The organism is Brevundimonas sp., from assembly GCF_050729455.1.
Lineage (GTDB): Bacteria > Pseudomonadota > Alphaproteobacteria > Caulobacterales > Caulobacteraceae > Brevundimonas.
In genome coordinates, this window is sequence record NZ_JBOHLI010000016.1 from 1 (window position 1) to 21,391 (window position 21,391).

The 21,391-nt window shown below is 69.2% G+C and carries 23 protein-coding genes; 9 read left to right on the forward strand and 14 right to left on the reverse strand.

Annotation, left to right across the window (positions count from 1 at the left end; translation table 11 throughout):
• From ACREEF_RS05905 to htpX, 3 genes are all read right to left on the reverse strand, one after another.
• The coding region (locus ACREEF_RS05905) for a cache domain-containing protein (RefSeq protein WP_431564671.1) at positions 1-1,135 on the reverse strand (1,135 nt) is incomplete at its 3' end.
• Between the two features lie 162 nt (positions 1,136-1,297).
• Positions 1,298-2,056: a tRNA (guanosine(46)-N7)-methyltransferase TrmB gene (trmB, locus tag ACREEF_RS05910; RefSeq protein ID WP_431564672.1), complete on the reverse strand. Its 759-nt coding sequence runs from the start codon at positions 2,054-2,056 to the stop codon at positions 1,298-1,300.
• Between the two features lie 42 nt (positions 2,057-2,098).
• The gene (gene htpX, locus ACREEF_RS05915) at positions 2,099-3,073 is read right to left on the reverse strand and encodes a zinc metalloprotease HtpX (RefSeq protein WP_431564673.1); all 975 of its coding nucleotides are present in this window, start codon (positions 3,071-3,073) and stop codon (positions 2,099-2,101) included.
• An 85-nt stretch (positions 3,074-3,158) separates the two neighbouring features.
• Here htpX and ACREEF_RS05920 point away from each other — a divergent pair, with 85 nt between their 5' ends.
• Both ACREEF_RS05920 and ACREEF_RS05925 read left to right on the forward strand, forming a co-directional pair.
• Entirely contained in the window at positions 3,159-3,407 is a 249-nt protein-coding gene (locus tag ACREEF_RS05920) for a DUF1674 domain-containing protein (RefSeq protein WP_431564674.1), read from the forward strand.
• Positions 3,408-3,499: 92 nt separating this feature from the next.
• Positions 3,500-4,357, forward strand: a complete 858-nt coding sequence (locus tag ACREEF_RS05925) for a hypothetical protein (RefSeq protein ID WP_431564675.1) — start codon at positions 3,500-3,502, stop codon at positions 4,355-4,357.
• Positions 4,358-4,428: 71 nt separating this feature from the next.
• Here ACREEF_RS05925 and pyrF read toward each other — a convergent pair whose 3' ends face one another.
• A complete protein-coding gene (gene pyrF, locus ACREEF_RS05930; RefSeq protein ID WP_431564676.1) occupies positions 4,429-5,151 on the reverse strand; it encodes an orotidine-5'-phosphate decarboxylase in 723 nt (240 codons plus the stop codon).
• A gap of 98 nt (positions 5,152-5,249) precedes the next feature.
• Between pyrF and ACREEF_RS05935 the strand changes: the two genes are divergently transcribed.
• Positions 5,250-5,948 carry a MarC family protein gene (locus ACREEF_RS05935; protein WP_431564677.1) on the forward strand — a complete coding sequence of 233 codons (699 nt, stop codon included), beginning with the start codon at positions 5,250-5,252 and terminating at the stop codon, positions 5,946-5,948.
• 4 nt (positions 5,949-5,952) lie between these two features.
• On the opposite strand, the gene ACREEF_RS05940 is transcribed toward ACREEF_RS05935, so the two are convergent.
• The 5 genes from ACREEF_RS05940 to ACREEF_RS05960 all read right to left on the reverse strand — a co-directional run bounded on the left by ACREEF_RS05940 (position 5,953) and on the right by ACREEF_RS05960 (position 10,206).
• Complete coding sequence (locus ACREEF_RS05940) at positions 5,953-6,753, reverse strand: SDR family NAD(P)-dependent oxidoreductase (protein ID WP_431564678.1); 801 nt, start codon at positions 6,751-6,753, stop codon at positions 5,953-5,955.
• A gap of 10 nt (positions 6,754-6,763) precedes the next feature.
• Positions 6,764-7,237, reverse strand: a complete 474-nt coding sequence (locus ACREEF_RS05945; protein ID WP_431564679.1) for an Rrf2 family transcriptional regulator — start codon at positions 7,235-7,237, stop codon at positions 6,764-6,766.
• A gap of 91 nt (positions 7,238-7,328) precedes the next feature.
• Complete coding sequence (locus ACREEF_RS05950) at positions 7,329-8,399, reverse strand: phosphotransferase family protein (RefSeq protein ID WP_431564680.1); 1,071 nt, start codon at positions 8,397-8,399, stop codon at positions 7,329-7,331.
• Positions 8,396-9,901: a glycerol kinase GlpK gene (gene glpK, locus ACREEF_RS05955; RefSeq protein ID WP_431564681.1), complete on the reverse strand. Its 1,506-nt coding sequence runs from the start codon at positions 9,899-9,901 to the stop codon at positions 8,396-8,398. The genes ACREEF_RS05950 and glpK overlap by 4 nt, the downstream gene beginning before the upstream one ends.
• Positions 9,898-10,206, reverse strand: coding sequence for a hypothetical protein (locus ACREEF_RS05960; RefSeq protein WP_431564682.1), 309 nt, complete (start codon positions 10,204-10,206; stop codon positions 9,898-9,900). Before ACREEF_RS05960 ends, glpK begins: the two co-directional genes overlap by 4 nt.
• A gap of 64 nt (positions 10,207-10,270) precedes the next feature.
• On the opposite strand from ACREEF_RS05960, the gene ACREEF_RS05965 reads away from it, so the two are divergent.
• From ACREEF_RS05965 to ACREEF_RS05975, 3 genes are all read left to right on the forward strand, one after another.
• A complete protein-coding gene (locus tag ACREEF_RS05965) occupies positions 10,271-11,245 on the forward strand; it encodes a threonine ammonia-lyase (protein ID WP_431564683.1) in 975 nt (324 codons plus the stop codon).
• 58 nt (positions 11,246-11,303) lie between these two features.
• Entirely contained in the window at positions 11,304-11,768 is a 465-nt protein-coding gene (locus ACREEF_RS05970) for a MaoC family dehydratase (RefSeq protein ID WP_431564684.1), read from the forward strand.
• A gap of 105 nt (positions 11,769-11,873) precedes the next feature.
• Complete coding sequence (locus tag ACREEF_RS05975; protein ID WP_431564685.1) at positions 11,874-13,538, forward strand: MHYT domain-containing protein; 1,665 nt, start codon at positions 11,874-11,876, stop codon at positions 13,536-13,538.
• A gap of 7 nt (positions 13,539-13,545) precedes the next feature.
• Here the strand turns inward: ACREEF_RS05975 and ACREEF_RS05980 are convergent, their stop codons facing one another.
• Genes ACREEF_RS05980 through ACREEF_RS05990 form a run of 3 tightly spaced genes read right to left on the reverse strand, consistent with a single transcriptional unit; the run spans position 13,546 to position 16,042 of the window.
• Positions 13,546-13,887 carry a hypothetical protein gene (locus ACREEF_RS05980; protein ID WP_431564686.1) on the reverse strand — a complete coding sequence of 114 codons (342 nt, stop codon included), beginning with the start codon at positions 13,885-13,887 and terminating at the stop codon, positions 13,546-13,548.
• Positions 13,888-13,946: 59 nt separating this feature from the next.
• Positions 13,947-14,876, reverse strand: a complete 930-nt coding sequence (locus ACREEF_RS05985; RefSeq protein WP_431564687.1) for a Gfo/Idh/MocA family oxidoreductase — start codon at positions 14,874-14,876, stop codon at positions 13,947-13,949.
• A 5-nt stretch (positions 14,877-14,881) separates the two neighbouring features.
• Entirely contained in the window at positions 14,882-16,042 is a 1,161-nt protein-coding gene (locus ACREEF_RS05990) for a DegT/DnrJ/EryC1/StrS family aminotransferase (RefSeq protein WP_431564688.1), read from the reverse strand.
• A gap of 199 nt (positions 16,043-16,241) precedes the next feature.
• Between ACREEF_RS05990 and ACREEF_RS05995 the strand changes: the two genes are divergently transcribed.
• The 3 genes from ACREEF_RS05995 to ACREEF_RS06005 all read left to right on the forward strand — a co-directional run bounded on the left by ACREEF_RS05995 (position 16,242) and on the right by ACREEF_RS06005 (position 18,791).
• Positions 16,242-17,348, forward strand: coding sequence for an AGE family epimerase/isomerase (locus ACREEF_RS05995; protein WP_431564689.1), 1,107 nt, complete (start codon positions 16,242-16,244; stop codon positions 17,346-17,348).
• Positions 17,345-17,854, forward strand: a complete 510-nt coding sequence (locus tag ACREEF_RS06000) for a D-glycero-alpha-D-manno-heptose-1,7-bisphosphate 7-phosphatase (RefSeq protein WP_431564690.1) — start codon at positions 17,345-17,347, stop codon at positions 17,852-17,854. Before ACREEF_RS05995 ends, ACREEF_RS06000 begins: the two co-directional genes overlap by 4 nt.
• Before the next feature lie 67 nt (positions 17,855-17,921).
• On the forward strand, positions 17,922-18,791 hold the full coding sequence (locus tag ACREEF_RS06005) for an alpha/beta fold hydrolase (RefSeq protein ID WP_431564691.1): 870 nt from the start codon (positions 17,922-17,924) through the stop codon (positions 18,789-18,791).
• A 133-nt stretch (positions 18,792-18,924) separates the two neighbouring features.
• Here ACREEF_RS06005 and ACREEF_RS06010 read toward each other — a convergent pair whose 3' ends face one another.
• Positions 18,925-19,149, reverse strand: coding sequence for an alkylphosphonate utilization protein (locus ACREEF_RS06010; protein ID WP_207824154.1), 225 nt, complete (start codon positions 19,147-19,149; stop codon positions 18,925-18,927).
• A 45-nt stretch (positions 19,150-19,194) separates the two neighbouring features.
• A complete protein-coding gene (locus ACREEF_RS06015) occupies positions 19,195-21,237 on the reverse strand; it encodes an NAD(+) synthase (protein ID WP_431564692.1) in 2,043 nt (680 codons plus the stop codon).
• Positions 21,238-21,391 lie beyond the last annotated feature (154 nt).

Consider the following 21,391-nt stretch of genomic DNA (forward strand, 5'->3'; position numbering starts at 1 on the left):
CCTCCAGAGAGGCGGCCTGCTGCTCGGTGCGGCGCGACAGGTCGTCCGAGGCCTGGCTGATCTCGCTCGAACCCGAACGGATGGCGGCGACGTTGGTGACGACCACCGCGACGGCCTGCTCCAGCTGGGCGATGGCGGTGTTGAAATCCACCTTCAATTGTTCCGAACGGGTCGCGACCTGGGCCGTCATGCGGTGCGTCAGATCGCCGTTGGCCATGGCCTGCAGACCCTGGCCCAGGGCGGTGACGGCGACGCGGTCTTCCTCGGCGGTGCGGGCCTTCTCGGCCTCGATGCGGACGCGTTCTTCCTCAGCGGCGGCGCGTTGGGCCACGGCCTCGGCCTCCAGACGGTCATTGGCGATGGCGGCGTCGCGGAACACTTCCAGCGCCCCGGCCATACGGCCGATCTCGTCGTGACGCGCCAAACCCGGAATGGGGGCGGCTTTGTCGCCGTCCGCCAGCCGCTTCATGCGGTCAGCCAGGGCCACGACCGGACCCGCGACCGAACGGCCCAGCATCCAGCCGGCCACGCCCATGGCCAGGGCCACGGCCAGGGCCATGCCGCCCAGGGTCAGGGCCGCGCGGGCCACGGCGGCGACGATCTGGTCGGTATAGACGCCCGAACCGACCACCCAGCCCCAGGGCTTGAAGGCCTTGACGTAGGAGATCTTGGGCGAGGCCTCCTCGGCGCCGGGCTTGGCCCAGCGGTAATGAACGAAGCCTTCGCCGTCGCGGCGCGCCACCTCGGTCATTTCGCGGAACATGAAGACCCCGTCGGCGTCGGTCTTGCCGCCGATGTCCTGGCCTTCCAGCTGGGCGCTGAACGGGTGCATGATCATGCGCGGCTGCATGTCGTTGACCCAGAAATAGTCATCCTGGCCGTAGCGCAGGGCCCGCAGGGTCGACAGGGCCGAGGCTTGGGCCTGCGGGCGCGTCATCACGCCCAACTGCTCCTGGGCCTGATAGTGGGCGACGACGCTGTGAGCGACCTCGACGGTCTTCCTGGTCCGGTCGGCGATGTCGGCGCGCATCACGCCGTCGAGCTTCATCAGAGAGAGGCCCGTCACCAAAAGCAGGCCGGCCACCGCCAGCACCGACAGCAGGTTCACCCGGCCGCCGATCGTCAAACTACGCATTCCGTCATATCCCCTGACTGTCAGGGTCAGGATGACGAACGCCGGTAAACGGCGCGGAAAATCCGCGTTGCGTAAGATCCCCTGCGTAACCACCCTTACGACTAAGGTCGTAGATCGGGTCGAAACCCATGATCGACGGCGCGATCGGGCCGCCGCCCCTGGCTAGGCCTGGCGCTGGAACTCTAGGAAGATCGGCGTGGTGTCGCCCAGCTTCTTTTCCTCATAGCGGGTGACGACGTGGTCGGCGGGGACGGTGAACCAGTCGGCGCCCCCCGCCTTGATGTCGCCCGTCTCGATCCGCGTCAGGCCCGGGGTGCGCGCCAGCCGCTCCAGCGCCCATTCGGCGTAGTCCAGCCAGTCGGTGACGAAGCGCACCCGGCCGCCGGGCTTCAGCAGGCGGGCGATCTCGACCGCCGTCTCGTCCTGCAACAGGCGGCGCTTGTTGTGGCGCACCTTGTGCCAGGGGTCGGGGAAGAGGATCATCACCCGGTCCAGCGAGGCGTCCGGCAGGGCCGTCATCACGGCGCGGGCGTCGTCGGCGTGCAGGCGCACGTTCTTCAGACCGCCCTCCTCCACATGGCGCAGGGCCGAGGCGACGCCATTGAGGAAGGGCTCGCAGCCGATCATCAGGGCGTCCGGGTTGCGCGTCGCCTGTTCGGCCAGATGCTCGCCGCCGCCGAAGCCGATTTCCAGCCAGACTTCTTTCGCGTCCGGCATCAAGGCCAGGGGGTCGATCGGACCCTTGCTCGGGTCCGGCACGGCGATCTGCGGCATCAGGGTCTCGAACAGGGCCGCCTGACGCGCCTTGATCGGCCGCGACTTGATGCGCCCGAACGAGCGCAGCGGGCCGTGGGCCTGGGCCCACTCGGGGCGGTCGCTGTCGAAGGCGGGCAGATCGGCGGGGTCGGACTTGTCGGTCATGCCGCGCGCTCTAACCGTTTACGCCCGAAGGCGCAAAGTCGATCAGCCCCAGGGTCCGCGCGGGGCGGTCGGCGCCGAGGGCGTGGTCGGCACGCTGGTGCGCGGCGCGCTTGCCGACGGGGCGGGCGCCACGGGCACCGCCGCCGCACGACGGCTCATGCCCATGCTCGCCCCCAGCTCCATCAAGGCGCGGACGCGATTGCCCGTCGCCGGGTGGGTCGAGAACAGGCTGTCCGCCCCCTTCCCGTTCAGCGGATTGATGATGAACATATGGGCCGTGGCCGGGTTGCGCTCGGCCGGGACGTTCACCGCGCCGCGGGCATAGGCCTCGATCTTCTGCAGGGCCGAAGCCAGGGCCTGGGGGTCCTTGGCGATCTCGGCCCCGACCCGGTCGGCCTCGTACTCGCGGGTGCGGCTGATGGCCATCTGCACCAGACCCGCCGCCATGGGGGCCAACAACATAAGGGCGATGGTCCCGATCATGCCGCCGGGACGTTCGCGGTCGTCGCCGCCGCCGAAAAACATGGCGAAGTTGGCCAGCATGGCGATGGCCCCGGCCACCGTGGCCGTGACCGTCATGGTCAGGGTGTCGCGGTTCTTCACATGGGCCAGTTCGTGCGCCATCACCCCGCGCACCTCCTCGCGCGTCAGCATGTCCAGCAGGCCGCTGGTCGCGGCCACGGCGGCGTTCTGCGGGTTGCGGCCGGTAGCGAAGGCGTTGGGCTGATCGTTGGGAATGATGGTGATGGTCGGCAGAGGCAGGCCCGCGTCGCGCGCCATCTGCTTCACGTCGGCGACATAGGCCCGGACCACGGCGTTGGGGTGGGTCTCGTCCACCACCTGCGCCTTGTACATCTTCAGCACGATCTTGTCGGCGTTCCAGTAGCTGAACAGGTTCATCCCCGCCGCCGCGAGCAGGGCGATCATCATGCCGGGGCCTTTGCCGATCAGATAGCCGATCCCCATGAACAGGGCGGTCATCACGGCCAGCAGAGCGAAGGTCTTGAGATGGTTCATGCGGTCCGGGCGTCGTCAGGGGTGGCGTCAAAGGCCTGAACGTCTATGTGAGGCCCTGTATCCGCGCCCTCAAGGCAGACCCCCTGTGACCGAACAGCCCACCCCGCCCGCCGCTGACGACGCTGAAGACACCCCCGCCTTCAACGCCGACGTGCCCCACGCCACGCCGGAGCGCCCCCTGAGCGAGGCCGCGCGCCGCGCCCTGCTGGAAGCGGCCGAACGTCGCAAGGCGGCCGAAGAGACCGTTCTGGCCGAAGAACACGGCGGTCCGCGCGGTCCCGAACCGACCCGTTACGGCGACTGGGAGAAGAAGGGTCTGGCTGTCGACTTCTGATCGCGGGCCGTCCCCGCTCGCGCCAAGGGAGAATATTGAACGCTTCCACCGAAACCGCATTAACCTTTGCGGCTGAAACAAGGAGCGTGGCCATGAAGGCTGTTCTGTATATCGCCGTCGGCGCAGCCCTGCTCGCCGCCGGAACCGCCGAGGCGCAACAGCGTCAGGTCCGCCACAACGCCGCCTCCGGCCATGCCCGGCAAGTCCATGTCGAGCGCGGCCCCATCGTCGAGAGCCGCGTCCGAACATACTACAGCGACACCGGCTGGCAGGGCGGCTACGGCCCGGTCGAGGCCTACGGCTATGGATACGGCTACGGCGGCGCGGGATATCGCCCGCCCGTGGTCGTCGCCCCGCAGCAGGAACCGATCCGCCACGGCTACGGCTATGGCGGCGTGACCCGTTCCATGCCCTTCGGCTATCCGGTCGACGGCTTCGGCCGCTATCCGTGGTCGCGCTGGGGCGGCGGCTACGGCCAAGGTCAGTATCCACAGGGCCAATATCAGCAAGGCTACTATCAGCCCGGCTATCATCACGGCGGGTATGACTGCGGCCGCTGCGGTCCGCCGCCGCAACCGGTCCACTACCGGCCCGAGCCGGTCTATGTCAGCCAACCGCCGGTCTATGTCTCGCAGCCGCCCGTCTATGTGGAATCGCCGCCGGTCTATGTTCAGCCGGCCCCGGTCTACGTCGAGCCGGCCCGCGTTCACGTCGCGCCGCCGCCGGTCTATGTGGCCCCCGCCGACGTCCGCGTCGCCCCGGCCCAGGTCGAGGTCGCCCGGCCCCAGGTCTATGTCGAGCCGCCGCGCGTCGAGGCCGCGCCCCCGGTCGTGAACTTCGAGCAGGGCTACTACGCCGTGCCCAGCACGCCACCCCCTCCCCCGCCGCCGCACCACCATCGGTCGCCGACCGAGCGGCCCTATATGCAGGAGCCCGGCGAGCGAGGCTGATCAAGACAAAGGGCGGCCCCCGCGAGGAAGCCGCCCTTTTTGTTTCACGTGGATCAACAGGTTGCGCGGGATCAGATCAGCGCGATCTCCTGCGATATGGCTTGCGCCGCCGCGCGCGGATCGGCCGAGGCGGTGATCGGGCGGCCGACCACCAAATGGGTGGCGCCGGATTCCAGGGCGCTGGCCGGGGTCGCCGCCCGCGCCTGATCGTCCAGGGCCGCGCCCGTCGGCCGCACGCCCGGCGTCACGATCAGGAAGTCGTCGCGTCCCGCCGCCAGCGCGATCTCGCGCACCCGCGCCGCCTCGTGCGGGCTGGAGACCACGCCGTGGATGCCCGCCTCCAGCGCCTGTCGCACCCGCAGTTCGACCAGGTCGGCGGCCGACAGGCTGTGATCGTCCGCCGTCAGGTCCTCCTCGGTCAGACTGGTCAGGACGGTGACGCCCAGGATCTTGAGGTCCGAGCCCGCCGCCCCGCGCGCCGCCGCCGCCATCACCTGAGGCCGGGCGTGGACGGTCAGCAGGTCGCAGCCAGCGTTCGCCAGCACCGCCGTCGCCTTCTCCACCGTCGCGCCGATGTCGTGCAGCTTCCAGTCCAGAAACACCTGTCGGCCTGCCGCCTTCAGCTCGCGCGCCAGCCCCATGCCGTCGGAGGCGAACAGCTGCAGTCCCACCTTGTAGAAGCCGACCGCGTCGCCGATCCGCTCGACCAGAACCCGCGCCTCGTCGGTCGTCGGCACGTCCAGGGCGCAGATGACGCGGGGATCAAAGGGGCGGTTCGGGCGGTCTTCGGACATTTCCGGCTCTCGGCGGGTTGCAGGCGCGCGCGGATGCCCCGATAGGTGGGACGAAGGGTCGCGGGTCGCGCGGCGGGATTTCAGGGCGGGGGCAAGCAATGAACGCGGTCGATCTGGGGGTCAACCTGTTCGTGGCGCTGTTCGCGCTGCTGGACCCCATCGGCAATGTGCCGATCTTCGCCGCCGCCACCGCCGGGGCCTCGCTGCGTCAGCGGATCACGGTCTCGGCCATGATCTGCGGTTTCGCCGCCGTCTTCCTGGGCTTCTTCTTTTTCACCGGCCTGGGCCTGCTGCAGTTCTTCGGCATTTCGCTGGCCGCCTTCCGCATCGCGGGCGGCATCCTGCTGCTGCTGCTCGGCCTCGACATGGCCCGCGACGACTTCCTCAAACTCTTCGCCGACGCCGACGCCGTGACCGACGCCAAGGACGTGCGCGGCTACGCCAAGCGCCGCTTCAAGCGCCTGATCGTGCCCTTCGCCATTCCGCTGATGATCGGCCCAGGCGCCATCTCGGCCATCATCATCAACGCCGGCGAGGCCGAGAAGCTGGGCGCGGCCGGCACCGCCTCGTCGCTGATCGCCATGGTCGGCGCCTGCGTCGTCACCTTCGTCTGTTTCGCCTGCACCGGCCCGATCAGCCGCATCCTCGGCGACGTCGGCATGGCCATCGTGGTGCGGGTCCTGGGCCTGATCCTGTGCGCCCTGGCCATCCAGTTCATCATCGCCGGCCTGGGCGAGGCCATCCCCGGAATGTTCAGCATCGGGGTCACGGCGCCCTACCCCGCCGGCGGTCACTAGGTCCTTACAGGCGGTCCAGCCTCCTGGCGTGGCCGCCGACCATCCGCAGCGCCAGGGCGTCTGGCAGCATCCCGCCCAGCGCCGCCAGCACATTGTTGGCGAACCCCGGCGTGACGCGCGGCTGGTTGGCCTCGACCGCGTCCCAGCCGATGCGGGCCACGCGATCGGCCTCCATCCACATCCAGGCCGGATAGGCGCTCGACACCTGCTCGCGCGAGCCGTTGACGTCATGGAACTCGGTATAGGTGTAGCCGGGGCAAAGGGCGGTGACGTGCACCCCCGTCCCCTGCGTCTCCAGCCACAGACCCTGCGACGCCTTGATCAGGAAGCTCTTGATCGGCCCGTACAGGGTGTCGCCGCCGGTCGCGGGCATCTGTCCGGCCAGGGAGGCCACGTTCAGCACCCGGCCCCAGCCGCCTTCGATCATGCCGGGCAGCAGCAGACGGCTCAACTCGACCGGCGCCGTCAGCATGACGCGGATCATGGCGGCGTGGTCGGCGGGATCGGTGTCGAGGAAGCCCGTGGTGCGGCTGAAGCCCGCGTTGTTGATCAGGCCGTCGACGCTCAGGCCGCGCGCGGCGACGGCTTCCACGAGGGCGGCGGGCGCCCCCGGTTCAGCCAGATCGGCGGGAACGACATTCGCAGCCACGCCGTGCTTCGCCGTCAGTTCCTCGGCCAGGGCCAGCAGCGGGCCTTCGCGGCGGGCCGTCAGGATCAGGTCATGCCCCCGCCCCGCGCACTCGCGCGCCAGGGCCGCGCCGATGCCGGCGCTGGCCCCCGTGATCAGGATGGTGCGCTCCCCCAAGCGGCGAACGTCAGCCGACGACGCTGGGACAGGCGGGATGCGGCGCGAAGCCCCGCAGCGAGGCGGCGTCGGGGGCCAGCAGGTCGGCGATGGTGATCTTCGACAGAGCCGCGCCCGCGGCCTGATCGGCGGCGGTCAGGGCCTTGGACACCTGACGCGGGATATGTTCGCCAATGGGGCAGCCCTTGGCCCCGGCGGGCGGCGAACCCAGGTGGGCGCAGCCGTTCACCGCCTTCAGCACCTCGTCCAGGCAGATGTCATCCGGGCGACGCAGCAGCCAGGACCCGCCCGAGGCGCCGGGGCGCGTGGCGATCAGGCCCGCCTTGGCCAGCAGGGCCGTCACCCGGCGGATGACCACCGGATTGGTCGGCACCGAGGCGGCCAGAACGGCGCTGGGCGCCGCGTCCGCAGCCGAATAGGCGCCCTTATGGGCCAGATAGGCCAGGGCGTGGGCGGCGACGGGGAATCTTTGGCTGTCAGACATCTTGATTAAGGCTCCAGACCGGAAGGTAGGGCTTCCGGCGCCGTTTCACAAATCCAACCGCAACAAAAACTGTTTTAATTATCGCCAAGCTTCACGCTCCGGCCTTGCAGGCGAAGCCCCAGGCGGCGTCCGACAGGGGTCCGACCTGGGCCGCCATGGTTCTGGCGTGGGCGCTGGCGGCGGTGCCGTCGCGCACCCGACCGGCGATGCCCTGGCAGATGGCCGCCAGCCGGAACAGGTTGTAGGCGAACAGCCAGTCGAGGTTCGCCGCCGCCGTCCCGGTTTTTTCGGCGTAGCGTTCCACCGTCTCCTCGACCGAGGGGATGCCCAGTTTCTTCAGATCCGCCCCCGCCAGACCGTTCCTCAAGCTGGCCGGAATGACCCAGGCGATCAGCAGATAGGAGAAGTCGGCCATGGGATCGCCCAGCGTCGACAACTCCCAGTCCAGCACCGCCCTCACCTTGGCCTCGACCGGGTCGAGGATCAGGTTGTCGAGGCGGAAGTCGCCGTGGACGATCCGCGTCGGCCCTTCCGGCGGCAGGCTGTCGGGCAGGAAGGCGATCAGCCGGTCCATGGCCGGGACGGGTTCGATCTCGCTGGCCCGATACTGCTTGGTCCAGCGCCCGACCTGCCGGGCGAAGTAGTTGCCCGGCTTGCCGTAGTCGCCCAGACCAATAGTGCCGGGGTCGAAGGCGTGCAGGGCCGCCAGCGTGTCCGTCTGCGCCTCATAGATGGCGCGGCGCTCGGCGGGCTGCAGCCCCGGCAGCTTCAGGTCCCAGAAGACCCGGCCCTCGACCTTGTCCATGACGTAGAAGATCGAGCCGATGACCATTTCGTCCGTACACAGAGCATAGGGCCGCGCCACAGGAAACCCCTGGGCGTGCAGGGCCGAGATGACGGTGAACTCGCGGTCCACGGCGTGGGCGCTGGCCAGCAGCGTCCCCGGCGGCTTGCGGCGCAAGACATAAGTCCGCCCCGGCGTGGTCAGCTCATAGGTGGGGTTGGACTGGCCGCCCTTGAACTGGCGGATCGTCAGCGGCCCGGCGTAGCCCTCGACATTGGCGCTCAGCCAGGCGTCCAGCGACGCCTCGTCCAGCCGATAGCGTTCATCCACCTCGCGCGTGCCGGAAAAGGCCGACTGGGCGTCCAGTTGATCGGTCATGTCTCGTCTCCCCCGGCGGCGATGATGGCGGCCTTCACCGCCCCGCGCCAGCCCTTCAACAGCCGCGTCCGTTCCTCCTCGCCCATGCGCGGACGCCAGACGGCGGGGGCCTCCAGCGGGGCGGTCCACAGCTCCGACGTCAGGCCGACGCCGAAGGCCGCCAGCCGCGCCGCGCCCAGGGCCGTCATCTCCTGGAAGGCGGGACGTTCGACCTCGACCTCGCAGATGTCGGCGACGAACTGCATGGCGAAGGCGTTGGCCGTGACCCCGCCGTCGACCTTGAGCCGCGTCAGCGGCGGCGCCCCGTCCGCCTTCAGGGCGTCCAGCAGGTCGCGGGTCTGATAGGCCAGGCTCTCCAGCGCCGCCCGCACGAAGTGGGCCGGACCGCTGTCGCGGGTCAGACCGATGACCGTGCCGCGCGCCTCCGGCTTCCACCAGGGCGCGCCCAGGCCGGTGAAGCCGGGCACCAGATAGACCCCGCCGTTGTCTGTCAGCGTCTGGGCCATGGCCTCGGACTGACGCGAGTCCGAGATGACCTTCAGCCCGTCGCGCAGCCACTGGATCGCCGATCCCGCCGAGAAGATCGAGCCTTCCAGCCCATAGGCGACCTGCCCGTCCGCCGCGTAGCCGAGCGTCCCCAGCAGCCGCGAGGTCGAGGCCACCGGTGCGGCCCCGACATTGGCCACCAGAAAGGCCCCGGTGCCGTAGGTGATCTTGGCGTCGCCGGCCTGCAGCGCCCCGTGGCCGACCAGGGCCGCCTGCTGGTCCCCCGCCGATCCGTGGATCGGCAGAGCCCGCCCGAACAGGCTGGCGTCACAATCGCCCAGATGATCGGCGCAGCCGCGGATTTCCGGCAGGGCCTCGATCGGCACGTCGAACAACTCACACAGGTCCGCCCGCCACTTCCGCGTCGACAAGTCCATCAGGCTGGTGCGGCTGGCGTTGGTGGCGTCGGTGACGTGGCTTTGCCCGCCCGTCAGCTTCCAGATCAGCCAGGCGTCGATGGTGCCCAGTTTGACCTCGCCCCGCGCCGCCCGCTCGCGCGCCCCCGGCACGGCGTCCAGCAGCCAGGCGTATTTCGAGGCCGAGAAATAGGGATCGAGGATCAGGCCGGTCGCGGCCTGCACCATGGCCTCATGCCCTGCCGCCGCCAGCCGCCCGGTCGCCTCGGCCGTGCGTCGGTCCTGCCAGACGATGGCGCGGTGCAACGGCTCGCCGGTCGCCGCGTCCCACAGCACCGAGGTCTCGCGCTGGTTGGTGATGCCCACGGCGGCGAAGCGGCCCACGCCGCCCGCCTTCCTGACCACCTCGCGGCAGGTCTGCAGAGTCGCGCGCCAGATCTCGGCCGCGTCATGCTCGACCCATCCGGAGTGCGGGAAATGCTGCGCCAGCTCGATCTGGCTGACGGCGACGGCGGAGAAGGCCCCTTGAGGCGTGACCTCGAAGGCGATGGCCCGCGTCGAGGTGGTGCCCTGGTCGATGGCGAGGATGAGACGGTTCATGGCGCGCGGCTTTTCCAGGTTTCGATCAAGGCGACCGCTGAGTTCAGAAGACTGTCGAACTCAGCAATCCCTCCACGCAAGGTCTGCTCGAATTCCTGATCATCATTTGTATCCACCGAACGAGCCGTAACCGCGATGGCTCCAACAACGGGCGCATCAATCGAAATCTGAAAGCAATCCCAAGGCGCGCTCCCGCCGATGTAGAAGAATCTGGCCGGAGCATCCGCCCATTCCTTGAACACCGTCCAACCGTTCTCGGCGGCTCGACGGTCCAACTGTGCGTCTATGATCGAGTACGGGTTCATGCTGTCGTATCCTGCGTGGCGCATACCGCCTCGACAAGCCGACAGATGGAGGTATCGAGGTCCCATGCATAAGCCCAGCTTCCAAGGCGTCCTCGACGCCGCCCGCCAGATCGCCCCCGCCGCCGTGCGTACGCCGCTGATCGAGCACCCGGCCCTGAACGCGGCCGTCGGCGGCCGCGTGCTGATGAAGGCCGAGACCTTGCAGGTGGCGGGCGCCTTCAAATTCCGCGGGGCCTATAACCGCATCAGCCGCCTGACGGACGCGGAGAAGACGCGCGGCGTCGTGGCCTATTCCTCGGGCAACCACGCGCAAGGCGTGGCGGCGGCGGCGCAGGCGATCGGAACCCGCGCCCTGATCGTCATGCCGTCGGACAGCCCGACAGTGAAGGTCGAGGGCGTTCGCGCCTTCGGCGGCGAGGTGCGCTTCTACGACCGCTGGACCGAGAGCCGCGAGGCCATCGGCGCCGAGATCGCGGCCGAGCGAGGCTCCATCCTGGTCCCGCCCTTCGACGACCCCTTCATCATCGAGGGCCAGGGCACGGTCGGGCTGGAGATGCTGGAACAGGCCGGCATTCCGATGGACCAGCTTCTGTGCGGCGCCTCGGGCGGCGGCCTGATCGCCGGGCTCAGCCTGGTCATGGCCGAACAGAGCCCCGACACCCGCGTCATCGTCGTCGAGCCCGAGGCCTTCGACGACACCCGTCGCTCTCTGGAAGCCGGCGAACGGGTCGCCTGTCCGCAAGGCGCGCCGTCCATCTGCGACGCCCTGATGGCCCCCCTGCCCGGCGAACTGACCTGGCCGATCAACCGGCGGCTGGCGGGCGCCGCAACCGTCACCGACGCCGAGGTCGCCGAGGCCATGCGCTTCGCCTTCCGCTGGCTCAAGCTGGTGATCGAGCCGGGCGGCGCGGTGTCCCTGGCGGCGCTCCTGTCCGGCAAGGTCGAGGCCAAGGGTCTGACCACCGGGATCGTCCTGTCGGGCGGCAACGTCGATCCGGGACTGTTCAGCACGATCATCGAGGGCCGGTTCAAGGACTGACCCGCCCCCTTGCGCGCCCTCGCGACGCGGGCAAGGCTGCCCAAAACGGGAGGGCGTCATGACGAAACCGAGCGAGCTTCAATCCCTGGTCGGCCAGGAGGTCGGCGTCAGCCGCTGGATCACGGTGGATCAGGCCCGCATCGACGCCTTCGCCCGCATCACCGAGGACGAGCAGTTCATCCACGTCGATCCCGATCGGGCCCGGGCGACACCCTTCGGCGGGACCATTGCGCATGGGTTCCTGACCCTCAGCCTGGCCTCGGCCATGGCAGAGGCCGTCGAGCCGCTGGACGGCGTGGTCATGGGGGTCAACTACGGCTTCGACAAGCTGCGCTTCCTCGCCCCCGTCCCGGCCGGATCAAGGGTGCGCGGCCGCTTCAAGCTGCTGTCCGCCGAGGACAAGGGCGCCCAGGACCGCGTGACGCGCTGGCTGCTGAAGCACGAGCTGACCGTCGAGATCGAGGGGGCCGACAAGCCCGCCCTGATCGCCGAGTGGCTGAGCATGCAGATGGTCGCCGGCTGACCGTCCGCGCGTCCGAGCGGGTTCTTCCGCCGCATACTGACAGAACGGAGTTTCTGTGAAAATCTGCCCGCGCGTCCCTGCTTCGGGACGGCATAGGGCGATTTCATGCACCTGCACGTCGTCTCCGTTTTCGGCGCCCTGTCCGTCCTGGTGGCCGTCTTCGCCGCCTGGACGGCGCTGGATCTGTTCCGGCAGGTTCGCGAGCGGCAGGGAACGGCCCGCCTGCCCTGGCTGGCCACCGCCGCCCTCGCCATGGGCGGAGGCATATGGGCCATGCATTTCATCGCCATGCTGGGCTTCGACCCCGGCGTCCTGGTCCGCTACGACCCCGCGCTGACCGCTTTGTCCTTCCTGCTGGCCCTGGTCGGAACCAGCCTGGCCTTTCTGATCGCCGCCAGGGGGCGGAGCCTGGGGCGGACGCTGGCCGCCGGCGCGCTCATGGGGTCGAGCATCTGCGCCATGCATTATGTCGGGATGGCGGCGCTGAACATCGCGGCCAGCCTCTCCTATTCGCCGCCCCTGGTCGCCCTGTCGCTGGGCGTCGCCTTGCTGGCCTCGACCGCCGCCCTGTTCGCCGCCGCGCACGAAAGCTCGCCCAGCTGGCGGCTGGCGGCGGCCGTGATCCTGGGCCTGGCCGTGGTGGGAATGCACTATTCCGCCATGGCCGCCCTGTCGGTGGGGCCTATACGTCTGGTCGCAGCGCCGCCGGCCGGCGCCACGCCCCTGATTCTGGCGGTTGCGATCGCGGCGGTCACCCTGACCATCCTGATCCTGGCCCTGGCCGCCTCGATGATCAATCAGCGCGGCAAGCTGCTGGCGGTGATCGACGCGGGCGGCGTCGGCTACTGGGAGCTGGCCCTGCCGGGGCAGACCCTGTGGCTGTCGGGTCGGGCCCGGAAATTCCTTGGCCTGGCTCACGGCGAGGCCTTTTCTGTGGGCGATCTGAGCAGCCGTCTCAGCCCCGAGGATCTGGCCGCGGCCAAGGCGGCGCTGGTGCGCGCCCTGAACGGCGACGGCGAATACGCCGCCGAGGTGTGGATGCCGCCCTCGAGCCGCTGGCTTCAGTACCGGGGGCGGCTGATCCGCTCACGGTCGGGGCGGCCGCTCAAGCTGGCGGGGGTGGTCCTCGACGTGACGGATCGGCACGCGGCCTTCGCCGCCCTGGCCACCAGCGAGCATCGTCAGCGCCTGCTGATCAACGAGCTGAATCACCGCGTGAAGAACACCCTGGCCACCATACAGTCGATCGCCGCCCTGACCGCCCGGCGCTCGACCAGCGTCGAGGAATTCATGCGCCTGTTCGAGGCGCGGCTGATCGCCCTGTCCGACACCCACAACCTGCTGACCGCCAACGGCTGGGAACGCGCCGGCCTGCGCGACCTGGTGCAGCAAGAGTTCCGTCCCTTCGCCGAGGATCAGCTACGGATGGAGGGGCCGGACGTGACCCTGGAGGCCGAACAGTCGCTGTCTATGGGCCTGGTGCTGCACGAACTGGCCACCAACGCCGCCAAATACGGGGCCCTGAGCAATCCGGGCGAGGCCGGCGGCTGGGTCGGCGTGACCTGGAGCGGCGTCCACGACGACGGCATGGTCACGATGGACTGGATCGAGCACGGCGGCCCGGTTGTCACGGCGCCGACGCGGTCCGGCTTCGGCTCGCGCCTGATCGACGCCAGCATCCGGGGCACGCTGCGCGGCGCCGCAAGCATGGACTACGCCGACGGCCGCCTGCATTGCCGGCTGGTGTTCCGTCCGGGTGCGGCGTTCTAGACTAACCTCAGAAATAGACGTTCTTATTTCTGAACAGGTAGAGAAGAACCCAAACCGGAATCCAAAGCCCCACCGTCACAATCGACAGCACGACATGGATGAAATGGCCCCACGGGCGCAGTTGCTGAACGCCGCCGCCTGAAGACGACGAAGCGGCAGCGCCGCCCCCGCCTGCATTCATATAAACCGGCGCCGATCGACTAGCAGCCCGCATCGCCTCCTCCGCGCGACGCATCGCAGGATCAAGCATTTCCCCGCAATGGCGACACTTCTTCGCCGCCGCCATGATCTTCTCGGCGCAGAATGGGCAATCGATTTGCGCCGCCTCAGTAGCCGTCGCGTCCGTCATGTAGTCCCCCTCACGAATCGCGAGAGAGATAGCACGGGTAGGTTAAAAATCGAGCGCCGCTATTCCCCCAGGCAGCGCAGGGCGACTTCCAGATTGCGCAGGCCGTCCTCGCCCGACACCGCCGCCGTCTCGCCGGTGCGGATGGCGTGGACGAAGGCCTCGTGCTCCTTCCTCAGCGGCTCGGCGGGCCAGGAGTGCAGCATCCGGGTCGAGTAGGAGCCGTCCGGCTGCTGGCCGAAATACTCCGTCACCTGGCGGGTGATCAGGTCGGCCACGACGAACTTGGTCTTGGTCGCCACCTGCAGGGTGCGGGTCTTGTACGGCGTGACCCAGTTGGTGGTGATGTGGGCGATCACCCCGTTGTCGGTGCGGAACTGCAGCAGGGCCGTGTCTTCGCGCTCGGCGCGGGTGCGGACCAGCTGCGGCTGGACCTCGACGATCTCGGAGCCGGTCAGGTGGCGGATGATGTCGATGTCGTGCACGGCCAGGTCGATGACCACCCCGACCTCGCCCATGCGCGGCGGGAAGGGGCCGACGCGGGTAATCTGGATGGAGATGATCTCGTCGCCCTCGACGGCGCGCTTGACCGTCTCGACCGCCGGATTGAAGCGCTCGACATGGCCGACCATCAGGACGCGGTTGTTGGCCTTGGCGGCGTCGATCATGGCCTGGGCGTCGGCGGTCGTGGCGGCGATGGGCTTTTCGACCAGCACATGGACGCCCGCGTTCAGCAGGGCCACGCCCAGCTCGGCGTGATAGCGGTTCGGCGTGGCGATGACGGCGGCGTCCAGGCCGGCGGCGACAAACGCTTGCGCCGTGGTCACCGCGGTCGCCCCATAGGCCGCGGCGACGCCCTCGGCCGTCACGGCGTCGGGATCGAAGACGGTCGTCAGTTCGACGCCACGCAGATCGGACAGGACGCGCGCATGGTTGCGGCCCATGACGCCGGCGCCGGCGACGCCGATCTTGAGGGGGGCTTGCTGGGTCATGGGGATCAGGCCTTGTAGCTGGCGACGGCGGCGATGATGCGATCCTGGGTCGCCTCGTCCAGATCGGCGTGCATCGGCAGGCTGATGACGCGCTGCATCAGACGCTCGGTCACCGGCAGGCCCTGCGGCCCGCGCGGATACATGTCATAGGCCGGCTGCAGGTGCAGGGGGATCGGGTAATAGACCGCCGTGGGGATGCCCTCGGCCTTCAGATGCGCGGCCAGACCGTCGCGGTCCTCGTGCTCGATCGTGTACTGCGCCCAGTTCGAGACATTGCCCGCCGGCACGTCCGGCACGGCGGCGACATGGGCGCGCAGGCCCGCGTTGTAGCGGGCGGCGATGCGGTTGCGCCACTCGATCTCTTGACCGAAGACCTTCAGCTTCTCGATCAGGACGGCGGCCTGGATGGTGTCCAGACGGCTGTTCAGGCCGATGCGCATGTTCAGGTATTTGGGGTCGTGGTCGAAGGTCTTGTCCTTCAGGTCGACCGCCACCGCCTTGCCGTGCACGCGGATGGAATCGATCAGCTGGGCCAGGTCGTCGTCATTGGTCAGCACCGCCCCGCCGTCGCCGTAGCAGCCCAGCGGCTTGGCCGGGAAGAAGCTGGTGGTGGTGATGTCGGCCCACTTCAGCGGATGCTCGCCGTCGATGGTGCAGCCGAAACCCTGCGCCGAGTCCGAGATCAGCTTCAGGCCGTATTTGTCGCAGATCGCCTTGATCGCCGGATAGTCGGCGGGCTGGCCGAACAGGTCGACGGCGATGACCACGCGCGGCTTCAGACGGCCTTCCTTCAGCGTCGCCTCGATGGCGGCCTCCAGATGGGCCGGGCTCATGTTGTAGGTGGCCTCGTCCACGTCGATGAAGACCGGCTCGGCGTCGAACCACGGCACCACCTCGGCGGTGGCGGCGAAGGTGAAGCTGGGCACGAAGACGGCGTCGCCGCGGCCCACGCCCCAGGCCATCAGCGGCAAGGCCAGAGCGTCGGTGCCGTTGGCGCAGCCCAGGGCGTGCTTGGCCGCGCCGAAGGCGGCCAGATCAGCCTCGAACTGACGGACCTGCGGGCCCATGACCCAGGCGCCGCCGACGACGGCCTCCTGAACGGCGGCCTCGATCTTGCCGCCGAGGCGAAGGCGCTGGGCCTGAAGGTCGATGAAGGGAATGGTCATGAGGGTCGCTCTCTCGGTGGGGGCCGCGCAGGCGGAACATCGGTTCGGCGGGCGGGCGCGAAGGCGGATCAACTATCTTGAGCGCCTCCTACCAAAGCCCGGGGCTGATCGACAAACCCTTGAGGGTCACTTCACGTTGCCGGTTGCAACGAAAGCGGTGCTTGGCAAAGCCCGCAAGCCTGCCTAAGCCCGACGACAGATGACGCTTTCGACGATGCAGAACCGGATCCGCGACTGGCTGTTCGGCCAGGCCCTGCCGCTGTGGGCGCAGGCCGGGATCGACGCCGAGGGCCGCTTCTTCGAGAAGCTGGACTTCGGCGGCCGCCCCATCACGAACCTGCCGCGCCGCACCCGGGTGCAGGCGCGTCAGGTCTATGCCTTCGCCGAAGCCGCATCGCTCGGATGGGCGGAAGGCGAGGCCGTCGCCCGCCGCGCGCTCGACGTCCTGATCCGCGATTACCGCCGTGACGACGGCCTGTGGATCCGCGCCACCGACGACGCGGGCGCCGTGATCGACGCCACGCCCGACCTCTACGACCTGGCCTTCGTCCTGTTCGCCCTCGCCGCCGCCCATCGCGTGCTGAAGGATGACCGCGCCCGGCCGCTGGCGCTGGCCACCCTCGCCGCCGTCGAAACCCACATGGCCGATCCGGTTCACGGCGGCTGGCAGGAAGCCCTGCCCCCCGTCCTGCCGCGTCGCCAGAACCCGCACATGCATATGCTGGAGGCCCTGCTGGCCTGGCAGGGCATCGCCCCCGATCCGGCCTTCGAGGCGGCGGCGCGGCGCGTGCTGGACCTGTTCGCCGCCCGCTTCTTCGACCGCGAACACCTGATGCTGGGCGAGTATTTCACCGCCGACTGGACCATCGCGCCCGGCGGTGCCGGACAAGTGGTCGAACCCGGCCACCACATGGAATGGATCTGGCTGCTGGATCAGGCCCGCCGCCTGGGTCTCGACGGCCATGAGCGCCAGGCCCAGGCCCTGTTCGCCTCGGCCCTGACCAATGGCGTCAACGCCCAGGGCCTGATGGTCCGCGAGATCGACCGCATCGGCGTGGTCCGCGACGGCGGCTGTCGCCTGTGGGCCCAGACCGAGGCGATCCGCACCCTGCTGCTGCGCGGCCAGACCGACCGCGCCCTGACCCTGACCGACCGCCTGTTCGCCACCCATCTGGCGACGGCCACGCCAGGCCTGTGGATCGACAATTTCGACGCCGAGGGCGCAGCCGAAGACGCCGACGCGCCCGCCTCCAGCCTCTATCACCTGATGGCCGCCTTCTCGGCCCTGCTGACGGAACCCGCATGAGCCGACCTACTGCCTTCCTCGACCGCGACGGCGTCCTGATCGTCGACAGCGGCTATCCTCACCGGCCCGACCAGTTGGTCCTCATCCCCGGCGCGGCGGAAGCGGTGAAGCGGCTGAACGACGCCGGATACGTCACAGTCATCGTCACCAACCAGTCGGGGGTGGCGCGCGGCATGTTCGATGAGGCGACCATGCACGGCTTCAACGCCCTGCTGGTCCAGCGCCTGGCCGAGGCCGGCGCCCGCATCGACGCGGTCTACGCCTGCCCCTTCCACTCGGAAGCCGTGGACGAACGCTACCGCCACCCCGACCACCCCGACCGCAAGCCCAACCCCGGGATGCTGCTGAAGGCCATCGCCGAGCACGACCTCGACCCGGCCCGCTCGCTGATGATCGGCGATCAGCCCTCGGACATGGAGGCGGCGCGACGTGCGGGCGTGGCCGGGCATCGCTTCCCCGAGGGCGGCGACCTGGATCAATTCGTTGCGGCCATCCTCTCGACCTGATCGCAATTCTTCATCTGGTGAATTACTCTGCCCGCAACGCTGGAGACACAGCCGGGAGACACGCCTGATGACCTACGCCGAACGCCGCTGGACCTCGCCCGACGGCTTGAGCCTCTACGCCCGCGACTACGCCCCCGCCGACGGCCCGGCGCGGCTGCCGGTCATCGCCATCCACGGTCTGACCCGCAACAGCGCCGACTTCGGCGTCATCGCCGGACTGATCGCCGCGAGCGGTCGCCGCGTGCTGGCGGTGGACGTGCGCGGGCGCGGCCAGTCGGACCGCGCGCCCGACCCCATGACCTACCGGCCCGACGTCTACGCCCGCGACATGCTCGCCCTGATGGATCAGGCGGGGATCGAGAAGGCCGTCTTCCTCGGCACCTCCATGGGCGGGCTGATCACCATGGCCCTGACGGCGATCAAGCCCCAGGCCGTCGCCGCCGCCGTCATCAACGACATCGGCCCCGAGGTGGCGCCCGAGGGTCTGGCCCGCATCGCCGAATACACCGGCCGCAAGATCGAGGTTCGCAACTGGGCCGACGCCGCCGCCTACGCCCGCGACATCAACGCCGTCGCCTTCCCGCTCTACGGCGACGCCGACTGGGACGCCTTCGCCCGCCGCATCTTCCGCGAGGGCGCCGACGGCAAGCCGGTGCTGAACTACGACCCCGACATCTCGGTCCCGATCAAGGCGGCGGGCGCCGCGGCCCTGGTCCCCGACCTGTGGCCGGCCTTCACGGCCCTGGCGACCGGGCGCCCGGCCCTGCTGGTGCGCGGCGGCACCTCGGACCTGCTCAGCAATGACATCGCCGGCCGGATGCGCCAGGCGGCGCCCTCCTTGGCCTATGTCGAGGTCCCCGGCATCGGCCACGCCCCCATGCTGGACGAGCCCGAGGCGCGCGCGGCCATTTCAGAGTTTCTGGCAAGCGTGGACTGAAGGCCGCTCCCCTCGCCGTCATCCTCGGGCTTGACCCGAGGATCGGGCTGTCCGCCCGCGCGACGATGGACCCGCAGAGCGCGCCTTGCCCTCGATCCTCGGGTCAAGCCCGAGGATGACGGCTGGAGCAAACTCAGGCCTTCTTCACAAACTCCGTCCGCAACACCAGGCCGCGCACCTTCTCGACATTGGCCTCGATCTCGTCGGGGTCGCCGGTCAGGCGGATGTTCTTGACCATCGTCCCGCGCTTCAGCGTCACCCCGCCCGAGCCCTTGACCTTCAGGTCCTTGATCAGAGTCACGCTGTCGCCGTCGGCCAGGATGTTGCCGTTGGAGTCCTTGGTCACGTCGTCGGTCATGGTCTCTTCCTCGTCACCCGGTCGAGGCCGGGGCGACGGTCCTACTCAATCCGGGACGTTCTGGTCCAGTTCATCGAGCCAGACGCGGGCGCTGCTGTCCGACGGCGCCCGCCAGTCCCCCCGGGGCGACAAGGAGCCGCCGGTCACCACCTTGGGCCCGTTCGGCACGGCCGAGCGCTTGAACTGGCTGGTCTGGAAGAAGCGGATCAGGAACTTCCTCAGCCAGGCCTTGATGGTGGCCAAGTCGTAGGCGACCCGCTCCGCCTCCGGCAGACCGGCGGGCCAGGCGCCCGTCGCCGCGTCGCCCCAGGCCTGATGGGCGAGGAAGGCGACCTTGGACGGCTTCATTCCAAACCGGCTGATGTAGAACAGGAAGAAGTCGTTCAGGGCATAGGGACCGACGATGGACTGCGTCGACTGGATCGCCCCGTCGGCGCCCGCCGGGACCAGTTCGGGCGAAATCTCGGTGGCCAGGATGGCGGCCAACGTCGGCGTCGCCGCCTCCCCCACCAGGCCGCGCTCGGCCACCCAGCGGATCAGGTGCTGGATCAGGGTCTTCGCCACCCCGCCGTTGACGTTGTAGTGGCTCATGTGGTCGCCCACGCCATAGGTGCACCAGCCCAGGGCCAACTCCGACAGGTCGCCGGTCCCCAAGACGAAGCCGTGGTTCTGATTGGCCAGCCGGAACAGATAGTCGGTGCGCAGACCCGCCTGAACGTTCTCGAAGGTCACGTCGTGAACCGGCTCGCCATTGGCGAAGGCGTGGCCGATGTCGCGCAGCATCTGTTCAGCGGCGGGGCGGATGTCGATCTCGGCCCCCGTCACCCCCAGCGCCGCCATCAGCGCCCAGGCGTTGGCCTTGGTCCCCTCCGACGTCGCGAACCCCGGCAGGGTGAAGGCCAGAATGCCCGTCCTCGGCAGCGCCAACCGGTCAAAGGCGCGACAGGCCACCAGCAAGGCCTGGGTCGAATCCAGCCCGCCCGAGACGCCGATCACCAGGGTCTTCGACCCCGTGGCCGTCATCCGCCGCATCAGGCCCTGAACCTGAATATTGAAGGCCTCGAAGCAGTCCTGATCCAGATGCGCCGCATCGTCCGGCACAAAGGGGAAGCGGTCCAGTGGACGGATCAGGGCGTCGCCGGGACCATCGCCCGCCTCGAACGGGACCACCGTGGCGGCCTCGCCTTCCAGCCGGGCGCAGTCGGCGAAGGTGCCGTTGCGCAGCCGGTCCAGACCGATGCGGTCCACGTCCACGTCTGCGACCGTCAGGTGGCTCTCCAGCGCGAACCGTTCGCCCTCGGCGATCCGGGCGCCCAGCTCATGGATGGTCGCCTGACCGTCCCAGGCCAGATCCGTCGTGCTCTCGCCCCAGCCCGAGGCGGCGAAGACATAGGCCGACAGGGTGCGGCTGGACTGGCTGGCGCACAAAAGGGCGCGTTCGTCGGCCTTGCCGATGACGATGTTGGAGGCCGACAGGTTGCACAGGATGCGGGCCCCCGCGAGCGCCGCCCGCGTCGACGGCGGTTGCGGCGCCCAGAAGTCCTCGCAGATCTCCACCGCGAAGACGAAGCCGGGTCGGTTGCTCGCCTCGAACACCAGACCCGGCGCGAAATCGACGCCTTCGCCGTTCAGGACGACCGAGTCCTCGCTGCGGCTGGCGGCCGGCGCGAACCAGCGCTTCTCATAGTATTCGCGATAATTGGGCAGGTAGGTCTTGGGCACGACGCCCAGCACCTCGCCGCCGCCCAGAACGACCGCGCAGTTGAACAGGGCGTCGCCGTTGCGGAGCGGCGCGCCGATGACGGCGATCAGACCCGCCGCGTCCGCGACCTCGGCCAGATGCGCGATCTGGCGCTCCACCTCTTCCAGCAGGGCCGCCTGCAGATGCAGATCGTCGATGGAGTAGGCGCTCAGCGACAGTTCGGGGAAGACCAGCAGGTCCACGCCCTGATCCCCCGCCTGACGGATCAGCCGCGCGTGCTCCTCGGCGTTGGCGGCCGGGTCGGCGACATGGACCACCGGGGTCGCGGCGGCGACGCGCACGAAGCCGTGGGCGCGCGGGGCGTGGAAGGAACTGTTCGAGGCCATCAAACCATCCGCTCATCCCGGCGGACGCCGGGATCCAGTGAGAGCCGCGAGGCGCGGCCCCCGATCTCTAAGACCGTTCGATCAATATAGGGTTGCGCCCTGAAGCCAAAGCCCCCTCGCCCAGCCCACCGGGACAAAGGATCGCGCGTGACCT